Source organism: candidate division KSB1 bacterium, assembly GCA_024655945.1.
Classification (GTDB): domain Bacteria; phylum Zhuqueibacterota; class Zhuqueibacteria; order JANLFK01; family Oleimicrobiaceae; genus Oleimicrobium.
This window is the reverse complement of record JANLFK010000004.1, coordinates 237,786-252,114: the sequence shown is the minus strand read 5'-3', so window position 1 is coordinate 252,114 and position 14,329 is coordinate 237,786. Positions and strand designations below refer to the sequence as shown.

Annotated in this window: 23 protein-coding genes and 1 pseudogene; all 24 read right to left on the bottom strand. The window is 60.1% G+C overall.

Annotation, left to right across the window (positions count from 1 at the left end; genetic code table 11):
* Positions 1-12 precede the first annotated feature (12 nt).
* Positions 13-1,386: a preprotein translocase subunit SecY gene (gene secY / locus NUW13_07625; GenBank protein MCR4438893.1), complete on the bottom strand. Its 1,374-nt coding sequence runs from the start codon at positions 1,384-1,386 to the stop codon at positions 13-15.
* Entirely contained in the window at positions 1,383-1,823 is a 441-nt protein-coding gene (gene rplO / locus NUW13_07620) for a 50S ribosomal protein L15 (GenBank protein ID MCR4438892.1), read from the bottom strand. Before rplO ends, secY begins: the two co-directional genes overlap by 4 nt.
* A 58-nt stretch (positions 1,824-1,881) precedes the next feature.
* The gene (rpmD, locus tag NUW13_07615) at positions 1,882-2,073 is read right to left on the bottom strand and encodes a 50S ribosomal protein L30 (protein ID MCR4438891.1); all 192 of its coding nucleotides are present in this window, start codon (positions 2,071-2,073) and stop codon (positions 1,882-1,884) included.
* Positions 2,074-2,090: 17 nt separating this feature from the next.
* The gene (rpsE, locus tag NUW13_07610) at positions 2,091-2,624 is read right to left on the bottom strand and encodes a 30S ribosomal protein S5 (GenBank protein MCR4438890.1); all 534 of its coding nucleotides are present in this window, start codon (positions 2,622-2,624) and stop codon (positions 2,091-2,093) included.
* 55 nt (positions 2,625-2,679) lie between these two features.
* Entirely contained in the window at positions 2,680-3,051 is a 372-nt protein-coding gene (gene rplR / locus NUW13_07605) for a 50S ribosomal protein L18 (GenBank protein MCR4438889.1), read from the bottom strand.
* Between the two features lie 46 nt (positions 3,052-3,097).
* Positions 3,098-3,637, bottom strand: a complete 540-nt coding sequence (gene rplF / locus NUW13_07600) for a 50S ribosomal protein L6 (GenBank protein ID MCR4438888.1) — start codon at positions 3,635-3,637, stop codon at positions 3,098-3,100.
* A gap of 25 nt (positions 3,638-3,662) precedes the next feature.
* The gene (gene rpsH / locus NUW13_07595; GenBank protein ID MCR4438887.1) at positions 3,663-4,061 is read right to left on the bottom strand and encodes a 30S ribosomal protein S8; all 399 of its coding nucleotides are present in this window, start codon (positions 4,059-4,061) and stop codon (positions 3,663-3,665) included.
* 32 nt (positions 4,062-4,093) lie between these two features.
* On the bottom strand, positions 4,094-4,279 hold the full coding sequence (locus NUW13_07590; GenBank protein MCR4438886.1) for a type Z 30S ribosomal protein S14: 186 nt from the start codon (positions 4,277-4,279) through the stop codon (positions 4,094-4,096).
* Positions 4,280-4,306: 27 nt separating this feature from the next.
* Positions 4,307-4,867: a 50S ribosomal protein L5 gene (gene rplE, locus NUW13_07585; GenBank protein MCR4438885.1), complete on the bottom strand. Its 561-nt coding sequence runs from the start codon at positions 4,865-4,867 to the stop codon at positions 4,307-4,309.
* Positions 4,868-4,893: 26 nt separating this feature from the next.
* Positions 4,894-5,229 (bottom strand): 50S ribosomal protein L24, encoded by a 336-nt coding sequence (gene rplX, locus NUW13_07580; GenBank protein ID MCR4438884.1) that lies wholly within the window; start codon positions 5,227-5,229, stop codon positions 4,894-4,896.
* 39 nt (positions 5,230-5,268) lie between these two features.
* Positions 5,269-5,637 carry a 50S ribosomal protein L14 gene (rplN, locus tag NUW13_07575; GenBank protein ID MCR4438883.1) on the bottom strand — a complete coding sequence of 123 codons (369 nt, stop codon included), beginning with the start codon at positions 5,635-5,637 and terminating at the stop codon, positions 5,269-5,271.
* Positions 5,638-5,677: 40 nt separating this feature from the next.
* On the bottom strand, positions 5,678-5,965 hold the full coding sequence (rpsQ, locus tag NUW13_07570; GenBank protein MCR4438882.1) for a 30S ribosomal protein S17: 288 nt from the start codon (positions 5,963-5,965) through the stop codon (positions 5,678-5,680).
* Positions 5,966-5,984: 19 nt separating this feature from the next.
* Positions 5,985-6,194 carry a 50S ribosomal protein L29 gene (gene rpmC, locus NUW13_07565; protein ID MCR4438881.1) on the bottom strand — a complete coding sequence of 70 codons (210 nt, stop codon included), beginning with the start codon at positions 6,192-6,194 and terminating at the stop codon, positions 5,985-5,987.
* A gap of 3 nt (positions 6,195-6,197) precedes the next feature.
* A complete protein-coding gene (rplP, locus tag NUW13_07560; GenBank protein MCR4438880.1) occupies positions 6,198-6,617 on the bottom strand; it encodes a 50S ribosomal protein L16 in 420 nt (139 codons plus the stop codon).
* 50 nt (positions 6,618-6,667) lie between these two features.
* Positions 6,668-7,291 (bottom strand): annotated as a pseudogene (gene rpsC / locus NUW13_07555) (30S ribosomal protein S3).
* 41 nt (positions 7,292-7,332) lie between these two features.
* On the bottom strand, positions 7,333-7,695 hold the full coding sequence (gene rplV, locus NUW13_07550; protein MCR4438879.1) for a 50S ribosomal protein L22: 363 nt from the start codon (positions 7,693-7,695) through the stop codon (positions 7,333-7,335).
* A 34-nt stretch (positions 7,696-7,729) separates the two neighbouring features.
* Positions 7,730-8,017 carry a 30S ribosomal protein S19 gene (rpsS, locus tag NUW13_07545; protein MCR4438878.1) on the bottom strand — a complete coding sequence of 96 codons (288 nt, stop codon included), beginning with the start codon at positions 8,015-8,017 and terminating at the stop codon, positions 7,730-7,732.
* A gap of 10 nt (positions 8,018-8,027) precedes the next feature.
* Positions 8,028-8,852: a 50S ribosomal protein L2 gene (gene rplB / locus NUW13_07540; protein ID MCR4438877.1), complete on the bottom strand. Its 825-nt coding sequence runs from the start codon at positions 8,850-8,852 to the stop codon at positions 8,028-8,030.
* Positions 8,853-8,885: 33 nt separating this feature from the next.
* Positions 8,886-9,188, bottom strand: coding sequence for a 50S ribosomal protein L23 (gene rplW / locus NUW13_07535; GenBank protein ID MCR4438876.1), 303 nt, complete (start codon positions 9,186-9,188; stop codon positions 8,886-8,888).
* The gene (rplD, locus tag NUW13_07530) at positions 9,185-9,811 is read right to left on the bottom strand and encodes a 50S ribosomal protein L4 (protein ID MCR4438875.1); all 627 of its coding nucleotides are present in this window, start codon (positions 9,809-9,811) and stop codon (positions 9,185-9,187) included. Before rplD ends, rplW begins: the two co-directional genes overlap by 4 nt.
* 8 nt (positions 9,812-9,819) lie before the next feature.
* On the bottom strand, positions 9,820-10,443 hold the full coding sequence (rplC, locus tag NUW13_07525) for a 50S ribosomal protein L3 (GenBank protein MCR4438874.1): 624 nt from the start codon (positions 10,441-10,443) through the stop codon (positions 9,820-9,822).
* A gap of 43 nt (positions 10,444-10,486) precedes the next feature.
* Positions 10,487-10,795 carry a 30S ribosomal protein S10 gene (gene rpsJ, locus NUW13_07520; GenBank protein MCR4438873.1) on the bottom strand — a complete coding sequence of 103 codons (309 nt, stop codon included), beginning with the start codon at positions 10,793-10,795 and terminating at the stop codon, positions 10,487-10,489.
* A gap of 47 nt (positions 10,796-10,842) precedes the next feature.
* The gene (tuf, locus tag NUW13_07515) at positions 10,843-12,033 is read right to left on the bottom strand and encodes an elongation factor Tu (GenBank protein MCR4438872.1); all 1,191 of its coding nucleotides are present in this window, start codon (positions 12,031-12,033) and stop codon (positions 10,843-10,845) included.
* A 46-nt stretch (positions 12,034-12,079) separates the two neighbouring features.
* Positions 12,080-14,173, bottom strand: coding sequence for an elongation factor G (gene fusA / locus NUW13_07510; protein ID MCR4438871.1), 2,094 nt, complete (start codon positions 14,171-14,173; stop codon positions 12,080-12,082).
* Between the last annotated feature and the right edge of the window lie 156 nt (positions 14,174-14,329).

Genomic DNA, 14,329 nt, shown 5'->3' with positions numbered 1-14,329 from the left:
CCAGGCGGCGCACTACATCCGCCTGCGCCCTCTAATCTTGCCGGTCTTCAAGAATCCGTCGTAATGCCGCATCAGCAGGTGCGACTCGACCTGCTGCAAGGTGTCCAACACCACACCCACCACGATCAACAACGACGTGCCGCCGTAGAACGAAGCAAAATCGTAGGAGACGTTGGACACCTTGGTCAGGAAGTACGGGAAAATGGCCACAATCGCCAGGGCTATCGACCCAGGGAGCATGATGCGCGTCAGAATGTGGTCGATGAACTCGCTTGTCTTTGCGCCCGGGCGCACACCGGGGATGAAGCCCCCGTACTTCTTCATATTGTCCGCCACGTCGACGGGGTTGAAGGCAATCGCCGTGTAGAAGTACGTGAAGAAGACAATCAAGATCCCGTAGATCAGCCAGTAGACCACCGAGGTGGCGGAAAACATGTTGTTCAACGACTCGACGAACCCGCTCTTGGGCAGAAAGGTCTGGATCGTCTGCGGCACAAAGAGAATCGACTGAGCGAAAATAATGGGCATCACCCCCGCCGTGTTGACTCGCAGCGGCAAATGGGTGCTCTGCCCACCGTAGATCTTCCGGCCGATGATGCGCTTGGCGTACTGCACGGGGATCTTGCGGGTGCCCTGCGTGAGGACCACCGTCGCCGCCACCGTGCCCACAAAGACTGCGATCAGCAGGATCTCTGTCAGCAGACCACGATTCCCGGTGAGCGCCTGCTGCAGCTCGTTGAAGATGGAGTTCGGGAACCTGGCAATGATGCCGATGAAAATGATCAGAGAAATGCCGTTGCCGATGCCGCGCTCGGTGATCTGTTCCCCCAGCCACATGATCAGCACCGTCCCCGCTGCCAGGGTTAACATCGTCAGGAACGTAAAGAGAATGATCTGCCCGGTGGTATCGGCCGACACAACCCGCAACAGGATACGCTCGCCCGTCTTGGTGACAGTCTCCACGGGCGGAATCGAGCGCAGAAAAACCGACACGCCGTAAGCCTGGAAGGCGGAGATGAGCACCGTGCCGTATCGCGTGTACTGGGCGATTTTCTTGCGTCCCGCCTCGCCTTCCTTTTGCAACTTCTGGAAATAGGGCACCACCGCCCCGAGCAGTTGCAAGATGATCGAGGCGGAGATGTAGGGCATGATGCCCAGCGCGAAGACGGTGGCTCGCTTCAGGGCGCCCCCGGCGAAGAGGTCGTAGAGCCCGAGGAGGCCACCGCCGCCCATTGCCGAGTCGATATAGGCAGTCAGTGCCGGTCCGCTGACCATGGGGATGGGCACGTGGCCGCCAACACGATAGACAACCAGAATGCCGAGCGTAAAGAGAATCTTCCGCTTCAGCTCTGGGATCTTGAAGGCGCTCTGGAATTCCCTGATCATAGCACCGTCACCTTCCCGCCTGCGCTCTCAATCTTCTCCTTGGCGGACTTGCTGAACGCGTGCGCCGATACCTGCAGAGCACGACTCAGCTGCCCCGAACCAAGTATCTTGACAGGGAGCCCTTTCTTCCTGATGAGCCCCTTCTCGCGAAGCACGGCGGGGTCGACGCTTGTCACCGACTCCAGGCGTTCCAGGTCGCAGACGTTGACGACCTGGTATTCTTTCTTGAAGGGGCTAGTGAAACCCCGCTTGGGCACTCGCCGTTGTAAGGGCATCTGCCCGCCCTCGAACCAGGCCCGATGCTTGGCGCCAGAGCGGGAATGCTGTCCCTTGTGGCCCCGCGTCGAGGTGCCGCCGTGTCCAGAGGCATCGCCTCTGCCCAGGCGTTTGCGCTGCTTTTTTGACCCTGCAGGTGGTTTCAGCTGCGATAGATTCATCGTTCCTCAAGGCTTGCTTGTCGCACACACTTGCTCAGCGGCGTATTCAGGCGTGCCGCTACAGCTCTTCCACATTCACTAAGTGGCCGACCTTGGCAATCATCCCCCTGATCTGCGGTGTGTCGGCGTGCTCCACGCTCTGGTGGAGCTTGCGCAGACCGAGGGCCCGCACCGTCAGTTTCTGCCGCCAGTGGCGGCCAATGGTGCTGCGCACCAAGGTCACCCGAAGTTTTCGCGTCTTCTTTGCCATCGCTGCATCCGTCTCGATCAGTCGTTTTCTGCCTTGGCCGGGGTTTCCTCCAGCCCGAAGAGCTGGCGGAGGCTCATGTCTCGCTTCTTGGCCATTGTCCGGGCATCCACCAATTTGCTGAGGGCAACCACAGTTGCTTTGACCACATTATGCGGGTTGGCGGAGCCCAGCGACTTGGTCAACACGTCCCGCACGCCTGCCGCCTCCATGATGGCGCGCACCGCACCGCCAGCAATGACCCCGGTTCCAGGCGAGGCCGGGCGAAGGAGCACCTTACCGGCGCCGTACTTGCCACTGACCAGATGCGGGATGGTGCTTCCCACCAATGGCACGCGCATGATGTTCTTCTTGGCCGCCTCTGATCCTTTGGAAATGGCGTCGGTCACCTCATTGGCCTTGCCCAGTCCCACGCCCACGTGTCCTTTGCCATCGCCCACGACGACGATGGCGTTGAAGCTAAAGCGCCGTCCACCCTTGACCACTTTGGCCACGCGGTTGACGTGCACTACCTGTTCTTTCAGTTCCAATTCACTTGGGTTGATACGCTCCAAGCTCTGCTCCTGCTGTTTGCGATTTCGCCATCACGTGCGCCGACTCTGTCCGGCCTCAGAACTGTAGTCCGCCCTCGCGCGCGCCGTCGGCCAGCGCCTTCACCCGGCCGTGGTACAAGTACCCGCCTCGGTCAAAGACTACCTTGCTAATCTTGAGCTCCTTGGCCTTCTCGGCGATGCCCTTGCCGACCACTTTGGCGACCTCAACCTTGCTCTTGGCCTCCTTCACCGCCGGTCGAAGAGCCTCTGTCAGGCTGGACACACCCGTCAGCACGCGGTGGGTGGTGTCATCCACCAACTGCGCGTAGATGTGTCGGTTACTGCGAAAGACTACCAAGCGCGGCCGTTCACCGGTACCATGCACCCGCTTACGAATGCGCTTTTTCTTGCGTGCCCGCGCCTCTACTTTGAAAGTCGAGTTCTTCATCGCTCACTTGCGTTTCTTCTGCTGTTCGCTGTCTGCCAGCTCACCGTCATCGTCCGGCGCTCTTGCCTTCCTTCTTCCGCACCTGCTCCCCTTCGTAGCGAATTCCCTTACCCTTGTAGGGTTCCGGTGGCTTGAAGGAGCGCACCTTGGCAGCCACCTGCCCCACCAACGCCTTGTCGATCCCTTTGACGACAATATTAGTCGGAGTCGGCGTCTCGAAGGTGATCCCTGCCGGCGGAACAAAAACGATGGGGTGGGAATAGCCCAGCTGCAACTTCAGGCGGTTGTTCACCACCTCCGCGCGGTAACCCACCCCCACCACCTCCAAGCGCTTCTGGAACCCCTCGGTCACGCCCAGGATCATGTTGGCAATCAGGGTGCGGAACAGCCCATGAAGCGACTTGGCCTGCGGTGCACTTGGATCCGCAGCCACCACCACCTGCCCATCTTGCACCGTGCAGGTCAAAGGCGAGGGCAAATCCAGTGACAGCTCGCCCTTCGGTCCTTTGGCCGAGACCCGCTTATCGGCAACAGTCACCGCGACGCCCCCGGGCACCACAATGGGAACTTTTCCTACTCGTGACACAGCAGTCTCCTACACTGAGCACTCATCACCACACGTAGCAAAGCACCTCGCCACCGACGCCAGCCTTGCGTGCCTGCTGACCAGTCATCACCCCTTTCGGCGTTGACAGAATAGCGACACCCAAATTGTTAAGGACCCGCGGGATCTCGTCCACACCCACATACTTCCGCTGTCCTGGTTTGCTAACCCGCTCCAGGCCTGAGATCACCGGCTCCTCGTTCTCGTCGTAGCGCAAGTAGATCCTCAACATGCCCTGCTTGCCGTCCTCCACCAACACGAAGCTGTGGATGTAGTGCTGTTCCTGCAGAATGCGGGTGATATCGGTCTTCAAACGCGAAGCAGGAATATCCACCTTCTTGTGACCGGCACGCAGCGCATTGCGGATCCTGGTCAAATAATCAGCGATGGGATCGGTCATTGACATCTATCATCTCCTCTTGCCGAAGATGCCGCTGGTCACCAGCTGGACTTGACCACACCCGGGATCATGCCTTGCCCCGCAAGCTCCCGGAAGCAGATGCGACACAAGCCAAACTTCCGCAAATGCCCGCGCGGCCGTCCACAGCGGCTGCAGCGATTGCGGTGGCGTACGGCAAACTTCTGTGGCTTCTTCATCTTCGCGATGCACGATGTCCTGGCCAAGCTCTACTCTCCGCGTTTAGTCTCCGGTCACGCGCCCTCTCTGCGCATAAATGGCATGCCAAATGCCGCCAGAAGCTCGTAAGCTTCCTCGTCAGTCTTTGCTGTGGTCACAATGGTCACATCCATGCCCCGGATTTTCTCTACCTTGTCGTAGTTTATCTCCGGGAAAATGATCTGTTCCTTGATGCCTAAGGAGTAGTTGCCCCGCCCATCAAACGAGCGGTCCGACAGTCCGCGGAAGTCACGCACCCGCGGCAAGGCAATGCTGATCAAGCGATCGAGGAACTCATACATGCGCCAACCTCGCAGGGTCACATGGCAGCCGATGGGGTTGCCAGCGCGCAGCCTGAAGTTAGAAATCGCCTTGCGCGCCCTACTGATGGCCGGCCGCTGTCCGGCAATGACCGCCATCTCATCCATGGCCATGTCCAGCAGCTTGCGATTTGCCAATGCATCGCCCACACCCATGTTGAGGACAATCTTCTCCAGGCGTGGCACCTGCATGACATTCTTGTAGCCGAAGCGCTTCATCAAGTAGGGCACGATCTCAGCGCGATACTGTTCCAAAAGTCGTGGTTTGTAGTCCATAGGGCCTTGTGTCCGCCTTTCCCAGACTATAAGCCTTTCACCAACATCTCGCCGCAGCTGTTGCAGTAGCGCACGCGGGTTGCCCGGCCGGTGCGGCTGTCGCTAATGACCTTCACGCCCACCTTTGTCGTCTCGTTGCACTTGGGGCAAATAACCATGACATTGGAGGCATGAATGGGGGCCTCCTTCTCGACTATGCCACCCTGGGGGTTCTGCTGCGACGGTCTGGTGTGGCGCTTGATGAAGTTGACTCCCTCGACGATGACGCGGTTCTTTTCCGGGAACACTTTCAACACCCGGCCCCGCTTGCCGCGGTCGTCGCCGGAGATTACCACCACCATGTCATCTTTTCGTACGTTCATCTCCTGCCTTGCCTCTGCTTCTCCGTCGGTGCTGCCTCTTCACAGCACTTCGGACGCTAAGGATACGATCTTGAGAAACTGCTTCTCGCGCAGCTCGCGGGCCACCGGCCCAAAGATACGCGTCCCTTTCGGCTCGCCCGCGTCGTTGATGAGCACGGCCGCGTTCTCGTCGAAGCGGATGTAGGAACCATCCGGCCGGCGGGTCTCCTTCTTGGTGCGCACGATGACCGCCTTGCTCAAGTCACCCTTCTTCACGCTCCCGCCGGGCAGCGCCGACTTGACGGTAACGACAATCACGTCCCCCACCGTCGCATAGCGACGCTTGCTACCTCCCAAAATTCTGATGCACATGACGCGCTTGGCGCCGGTGTTGTCGGCAACATTGAGTCGTGTGTAGGTCTGGATCATTGCTCACGCTTTCCTGTACTCAGCATCTCTGCAGTTCCCACTACTTCGCCTTCTCGATGATCTCCACCAGCCGCCAGCGCTTGCGACGGCTAAGGGGACGAGTTTCCATGATCAACACCTTGTCGCCCACGTGGCTTTCGTTGCCCTCGTCGTGGCACATGAAGGTAGAGGTGCGCCTCACATATTTTTCGTACTGCGGGTGCTTCACGCGCCGGGTAACTGCCACCACGCGGCTCTTGTTCATCTTGTCGGAAACGACGACCCCGACCTTGGTCTTGCGTCTACCTCGCTGTGCCACCTTGGATCCTGCTGATTGTGTATTTTCCATGGTCCTTCCCATGACAAGGCTATTGCTTCGCCTTCCTGATGCCCAGTTCATATTCGCGCAGCACCGTCTTCAGGCGCGCGATGTCTTTGCGCAGCAGGCGGATCTTCAAAGGATTGTCCAGCTGATGCGTCGCGTGCTGAAAACGGAGGTTGTGCAACTCATCCACCGCCTCCTCCAGGCGCAGCTTCAGCTCCTCGACGGGCAGCTGCTTGATCTCCTCCATCTTCATGGCCTATGCTCCGTACTCGGCTCTGGCAACGAACTTTGTGCGAATGGGGAGCTTATGCGCGGCCAAGCGCAACGCCTCGCGCGCCAGCTCCTCAGAAACCCCTTCCAGCTCAAAGAGGACGCGGCCCGGCTTGACGACAGCTACCCAGTATTCGGGGGCACCCTTACCCTTGCCCATGCGGGTCTCGGCCGGCTTCTTGGTCACCGGTTTGTCGGGGAAGATACGAATCCACACTCGGCCACCACGCTTGATATGGCGGGTCATGGCGATACGCGCCGCCTCGATCTGCCGCTGCGTGATCCAGGCCGGCTCCAGCGCCTTGAGCCCGTAGTGGCCGAAAGTAAGCATCGCTCCTCTGGTGGCGATGCCTTTCATGCGACCACGCTGCTGCTTGCGCCACTTGGTGCGCTTTGGCATTAACATAAGGTGCTATCTCCGTATCAGTGTCAACTATGTTCCACGGCGCTCTTGGCGCCGAAGACTTCACCCTTGCAGATCCACACCTTTACGCCCACCGTGCCGTAGGTCGTGCGCGCGGTCGCGCGGGCAAAATCGATGTCCGCGCGGAAGGTGTGGAGGGGGATCCTTCCCTCCCGGTATTGCTCGGTACGGGCCATTTCCGCGCCGCCCAGCCTTCCGGAGCAGACGATGCGCACTCCTTCGGCCCCCATGCGCATGGTGGACATGATGGCGCGCTTCATTGCCTTGCGAAAAGAGACCTTCGCCACCAGCTGACTGGCGATATTCTCGGCCACCAGGTAGGCATCCAGCTCCGGTCGCTTGATCTCCTGAATGTTTATGTGAACCTCTGTCTTGGTCAGCCGCTCCAGCTCTTCTTTGATCTTGTCCACCTCGGCGCCCTTGCGCCCGATCACAATCCCTGGCCGTGCCGTGTGAATGGTGACCTTGCTATTCTTTGCGGTACGCTCAATCTCGATCCTGGACACGCCCGCGCGCTGGAGTCGATTCCTGATGTAGTTGCGCAACAACAAGTCTTCCGACAACTTGCTGGCAAAATCCCGCTCGTCGAACCAGTTCGACTCCCAGGTGCGGGTGATGCCTACGCGCATGCCAATTGGATTTGCCTTTTGTCCCAAACTCTCCTCCTGCTGGTGATCAGGGTAACCAACGGCACCACTTAAGCGTGAGCTGCCTTCTCGCCGGCGTCAGCGACCACGATGGCAACGTGGCAGGTGCGCTTGCGAATCCTGCTTGCCCGCCCCATGGACCCCGCGCGATACCGGCGCAGGGTAAAGCCCGCATTGACTTGGATCTCCTTAACGAAGAGTTCCTCTGGCGAGAGCTTCGCGCCCTCGTCGCTGTTCATGAGATTCGCCACTGCCGAGCGCAGCGCTTTCTCCAAAGGACGAGACGCCGCCTTGGGGCTGAAGTGGAGGATGTTCAGCGCATCCTCTACGCCCCGGCCCCGGATCAAGTCCGCCACTTGGCGCATCTTTCGCGGCGACGTCCTCAAGTATTTTGCCACGCAACGTCCTTCCATCACCTATCTCCGCTGAGAATGCCTCTGCTCGCCATCAATGTACGCGCGTCGCCTTTTCCTTTGCCCTTTCTGGATGGCCGCGGAAAGTCCTCGTCGGTGCGAACTCGCCCAATTTGTGTCCCACCATGTTTTCGGTGATGAACACGGGGATGAACTTGTTGCCGTTGTGCACCGCCAGCGTATGGCCGACAAACTCCGGCGGAATGGTGGAGCGGCGAGCCCACGTCTTGATGACCTTCTTCTGGTTGGCCTTGTTCAACGCTTCGATCTTCTTGAGCAGCTTCTGGTCGACGTACGGACCTTTCTTTACCGAGCGCGCCATGTCTCCTCGCTTAGCCTTTTCTTCTCCTGATAATCAGCTTGTCAGAAGGCTTCCGGCCGCGGGTCTTCAACCCTTTGGCCAACTGACCCCACGGCGAGCAAGGGTGGCGACCTCCGGAGCTCTTGCCCTCGCCTCCGCCCATGGGGTGGTCCACAGGGTTCATTGCCACGCCGCGCACCTTGGGGCGACGGCCCAGCCAGCGCGAGGCACCGGCCTTGCCCAGACTCAGCGAGTCGTGTTCAACGTTGCCCACCTGGCCGAGCGTGGCTCTGCACTCAAGGCGGATGAGCCGCACCTCGCCCGAGGGGAGACGCACATGGCCATAGTCGCCCTCTTTCGCCACCAGCTGCGCATAGGTTCCGGCGCCGCGCGCGATCTGCCCGCCCTTGCCGGGCTTCAGCTCCACGTTGTGGATGAAGGTGCCCAGCGGGATGTTGCGCAGCGGCATGGCATTGCCGATCCGGATCTCCGGCTTCTCCCCAGAGAGCAGTTCGTCGCCCACCTTGAGGCCCACCGGAGCAAGGATGTAGCGCTTCTCGCCGTCGGCGTAGTGCAAGAGCGCCACATTGGCCGAGCGGTTCGGATCGTACTGGATAGAAGCCACCCGCGCGGGGATTTCCAGCTTGTCGCGCTTGAAATCGATGAGCCGATAGGCCCGCTTGTGGCCGCCACCGCGGCGACGCGAAGTGATCCTTCCCACGTTGTTGCGGCCGCCCGTCTTGCGCAGCGGAGCCAGCAGGCTCTTCTCCGGCTTGGTCTCGGTAGTTTCGTCGAATGCCGAAACCGTGCGAAACCGCAGCGTCGGGGTTACCGGTTTGAACGTCTTGACTGCCATCAGGGTCTCTTTCTATCTTAAGCTTCTCATCTGCTACCGCGTACCGAACAGGTCGATGGTGTCGCCCTCGCGCAGGGTGACAATGGCCTTACGCCAGTTGGCGCGCCGCCCACGGGTGAGGCCACGCCTGGTGTTCATGCGCTTGGTCTTGCCCTTCACGTTCATGATGCGCACGCCTTCCACGGTGACGTCGAACCTTTTCTCCACCGCCTCCTTGACGGCAATCTTGGTGGCCTCGGCGTCGACCTCGAAGGCATACTGCCGGTGCGTCTCCTGCAGCTTGAGCATCTTCTCGGTGACTATGGGCCGGCGCAAGATAGTGTGCGGCTTTCTCATGACACCAACACCTTCTGCATTTCGTCCAAGGCGCTCTTCTGGATGACCAACATCTGGCAATTGAGAATGTCGCAGGTCGATACCGCACTGGCCTGGCGGATCTCCAAGTTGGGCAGGTTGCGTCCCGCCCGCAGCAGCATCTCATCGGCGGTGGGGATAAGAAGCAGCGTCTTCTTATCGGCCACGCCAATCCCCTTGAGGATGCCGAGCATGTCGCGCGTCTTGCCGCTTTCCACAGAAAAGTCCTCGACCACCAGGACTTCCTGGGCCTTCGCCTTAGCCGAGAGGGCCGATATACGCGCCAGGCGCTTCATCCTCTTCGACAGCTTCTGGTGATAGTCCCGCGGGTGGGGACCAAACACGCGGCCGCCACCAACCCAAAGAGGGGAGCGAATCGTGCCGGCGCGGGCCGTGCCCCGCCCTTTTTGGCGCCAGGGTTTGCGCCCACCACCGCGCACCATGGAGCGCGTGCGCGTGGAGGCGGTCCCTTGCCGGCGGTTGGCCAACTCGGCTACCACTGCTTGGTGGATCACTCCCTGGTTCGGTTCCGCTGCGAAGATCTCGTCGGGCACCTCAAGCTCGGCGGCGGTGCTCCCATCGGTCTTGTGTAACGCAAGTTTCATGGCGCTATCTACTTTTTCTTAATGATCACGATGCCATTCGGCGCACCAGGCACGGCGCCCTTCACTGCAATCAGGTTCTTCTCCGCGTCCACCTTGACCACCTGCAGGTTGCGGACAGTCAGCCTGTCGCCACCCATTCTCCCCGCCATGCGCAGTCCCTTGAAAGAGCGGGACGGAAACGACGACGAGCCGATGGAACCCGGGGCGCGATGACGGTCGCTCTGGCCGTGGCTCTTGGGGCCGCCACCGAAGTGGTGCCGTTTGACCACGCCGGCGAACCCGCGCCCTTTGGACACACCCGTAACGGAAACCACATCGCCTTCGCTAAACAGATCCGCCTTGAGCACGTCTCCCGGCTTCACGCTCTCTGCCAGGGCAAAGTCGCGGAACTCGCGCAGCACGCGCGGCGGCTTGATGTTGGCCTTCTCGCAGTGACCCAGCAGGGGCTTATTGGCTAACTTGGCACGTCGCTCGCCAAAGGCCAGTTGCACGGCGTTGTAGCCATCTTTTTCTGCGGTCTTTATCTGCGCGACGTAGCAGGGCCCGGCTTCGATTACCGTCACCGGCACCAGCTTGCCCGACGCGTCGAAGAGCCGCGTCATGCCCGCCTTCTTACCGATCAATCCCAACATAGCTCTCTCGTCTGTTGCCCATTCAGTTTGGTAGCGGGGCTCCTCACCCCTTGATCTCCACGTCCACGCCCGCGGGCAGCTCTAGCTTCATGAGCGCATCCACCGTCTTTGGTGTCGAGTTGTGGATGTCGATGAGGCGCTTGTGGACGCGCGTCTCGAATTGCTCCCGCGACTTTTTGTCGACGTGCGGCGAACGCAAGACCGTGTACACCGTCCTGCGCGTCGGCAAGGGGATGGGGCCGGATATCTCGGCGCCCGTATTCCTGGCCGTCTGGATGATCTTCTCCGTGGACTTGTCCAGGAGCCAGTGGTCGTACGCTCTCAGTTTGATTCTGATGGTCTGCCCAGCCATGCACTCTCCAGCAGTCTGCGTGCTGTGTTTGCCTCAGGGAGGCGGCTTTACTCGATGATTTTGCCGACCACGCCGGCGCCGACGGTGCGGCCACCCTCACGAATGGCAAACCGCAAGCCCTCCTCCATCGCAATGGGCGTGATCAACTCCACCTCCATCGTCACATTGTCCCCCGGCATCACCATCTCCACCCCCTCCGGCAACCGAATCGTCCCCGTCACATCCGTCGTCCGAAAGTAAAACTGCGGCCGATACCCATTGAAAAACGGCGTGTGCCGACCCCCCTCCTCCTTCGTCAACACGTACACATTGCCCGCAAACTTCGTATGCGGCGTAATCGACCCCGGCGCCGCGATCACCTGACCCCGCTCCAACTCGTCCTTCTCTATCCCCCGCAACAACAACCCCACATTGTCCCCCGCTATCCCCTCATCCAAAATCTTCCGAAACATCTCCACCCCCGTCACCACCGTCCGCCGCTGCGCCCCCAAACCCACAATCTCCACCTCATCCCCTACCCGCACCCGTCCACGCTCAATCCGACCAGTCCCCACCGTCCCTCGCCCCGTTATCGAAAACACATCCTCCACCGGCATCAAAAACGGCTTGTCCACATCCCGCACCGGCGTCGGTATGTACCGATCCACCGCCTCCATCAACTCCACAATGCACCGCGTCTTCTCCGGATCAGCCGGATGCTCCAACGCCAACAACGCACTCCCCTTGATCACCGGCACCTCATCCCCAGGAAACTCATACTGACTCAATAACTCCCGCACCTCCAACTCCACCAACTCCAACAACTCAGGATCATCTACCTGGTCAGTCTTGTTCAAAAATACCACCAAGTACGGCACATTCACCTGACGCGCCAACAACACATGCTCCCGCGTCTGCGGCATCGGCCCATCCGCCGCCGATACCACCAAAATCGCCCCGTCCATCTGCGCCGCCCCCGTCACCATGTTCTTCACATAGTCCGCATGCCCCGGACAATCCACATGCGCATAATGACGCGCCTCCGTCTCATACTCCGCATGATGCACGTTGATCGTCAACCCCCGCGCCTTCTCCTCCGGCGCATTGTCAATCTCATCGTACGACTTCGCCTGCGCCAATCCCCGCCGACTCAATACCTGCGTGATCGCCGCCGTCAACGTCGTCTTCCCATGATCCACATGACCAATCGTCCCTATGTTCACGTGCGGCTTCGTCCGCTCAAACTTCTGCTTCGCCATCGCTCATCTCCTCCTGATTGCTCTTTCAAGTTGCCACGTCGGCCGCTCACCGGGCCATCGCATAGGGGCGATGTTCGCCCAACAGCTTTTCGGCTACCTCGTCGGGGGCCGGGGCATAGCGCAGGAATTGCAACGTAAAGATTGCCCGGCCCTGGGTCATGGAGCGTAGCTGCGTTGCGTAGCCGAAGGTTTCGCTCACCGGTATCTCTGCATCGATGACCTGGCCGTCGGCGCGGGGCGCCATGGCCTTTATTTTGGCGCGCCGCATACGCAGGTCGCCCACCACGTCGCCCAGGTACTCCTCCGGTACCACCACTTCCAGCTTCATCAACGGCTCCAAGAGCATGGGGTCGGCACGTCGTGCTCCATCACGGAACGCCATCGAGGCCGCGATCTTGAAGGCAATATCCGACGAGTCCACCTCGTGATATGAGCCATCGATAAGGGCCACCTTGATATCGACCATGGGGCTGCCTGTCAGCACGCCTTCGCCCATCGCTTCTTTCACCCCATCGGCGATCGGCTTGATGAACTGCTTGGGAATGACGCCGCCGATGATCTTGCTCTCGAATTCGAACCCTTTGCCCGGCTCGTTCGGCTCCAGCTCCAACACGACGTGTCCGTACTGCCCCCGTCCACCGCTCTGCTTGATGAACTTGCCCTCGCTAGTCACCTTGCGCCGGATCGTCTCGCGGTAGCTGACCTGCGGCTTGCCGATCTTGGCCCCCACCTTAAACTCGCGCAGCAGGCGGTCGGTCAGGATCTCCAGGTGAAGCTCGCCCATACCGGAGATGAGGGTCTGCCCCGTCTCCTGGTTCACCTTCACCTGAAAGGTCGGGTCCTCATCGGCCAGGCGCGCCAAGGAAAGGGACAAGCGTTCTTGATCGGCCTTGGTCTTCGGCTCAATGGCGATGCTGATCACCGGTTCTGGGAAGCGCATCGCCTCCAGCACAATGGGCTTCTTGGGGTCGCACAGCGTGTCACCTGTCTGAGTGAGCCGCAAACCCACGGCGGCAGCAATGTTGCCACAGGTAATCTCTTCCAGGTCCTCGCGCTTGTTGGCGGCCATCTGCAGAATGCGCGACAAGCGCTCGCGCTTGCCAAGATTGGCGTTGAGCACCGTCGCACCCGTCTGGATCTTCCCCGAATAGACGCGGAAGTAGGTCAGACGGCCCACGTACGGATCGGACATCACCTTGAAGGCCAAGGCCGCGAAAGGCTCATCCTCCGAAGGGCGCCGCGTCTCCATCTTGCCGATGTAGGGGTTTTCGCCCTGCACCGGCGGCAAATCCATCGGCGAAGGCAGATAGCGCACCACCGCATCCAACAGGCGCTGGATACCCTTGTTCCGCGCAGCTGAACCGCAAAGCACCGGCACGATGCTCACATCCAGCGTCGCCCTGCGCACCACGCTGATGATTTCCTCTTCCCCAATCTCTTTGCCCTCTAAGTATTTCTCCAAGAGGGTGTCGTCATAGTCCGAAATGGCTTCCAAGAGCTTGGTGCGGTACTCGTTGGCGAGCCCCAATAGGTCCTTGGGGATATCAAACTCCTCCCACTGGCTGCCAAGCGTATCTTCCCTGTGGGTGACGGCCTTCATGCGAATGAGGTCGATGAGGCCGGTGAACATATCGCCCTGCCCCATGGGAATTTGCACGGGGATGGGGTTGGCGCCCAGCCGCTCGCGGATCATGCGCACGGTGTTGAAAAAGTCCGCGCCAATGCGATCCATCTTGTTGACAAAGGCGATGCGCGGGATGCGATACTTGTCCGCCTGTCGCCACACGGTTTCCGACTGCGGCTCCACGCCACCAACTGCGCAGAACAAGGCAACGGCGCCGTCCAGCACGCGCAGGGAGCGTTCCACTTCCACGGTGAAATCCACATGCCCCGGCGTGTCGATGATGTTGATGCGGTGACCGTCCCACTCGCAGCTGATGGAGGCGGCAGTGATGGTGATGCCTCGCTCCTTTTCCTGCTCCATCCAATCCATGGTGGCAGCACCATCATCCACCTCGCCGATGCGGTGCACCTTGCCCGTGTAGAACAGGATGCGCTCGGTGGTCGTGGTCTTGCCGGCATCGATGTGCGCCATGATGCCGATGTTGCGAATTTTTTCGATTGGGTATCGTGTTGACATTAAAAAAGTCCGCCAAATCTGGAAAGACCCGTTCTGGTCTCTCACCTAAGCTCGGAGGACGACGGCACGCCAAAACTGCAGTGGTTTCCTTTAGCTCCTGCGTCCTGCTCGAGATTGTCACATGGTTGTGCACTCCCTGGCTAAGGGGAGCGCTTG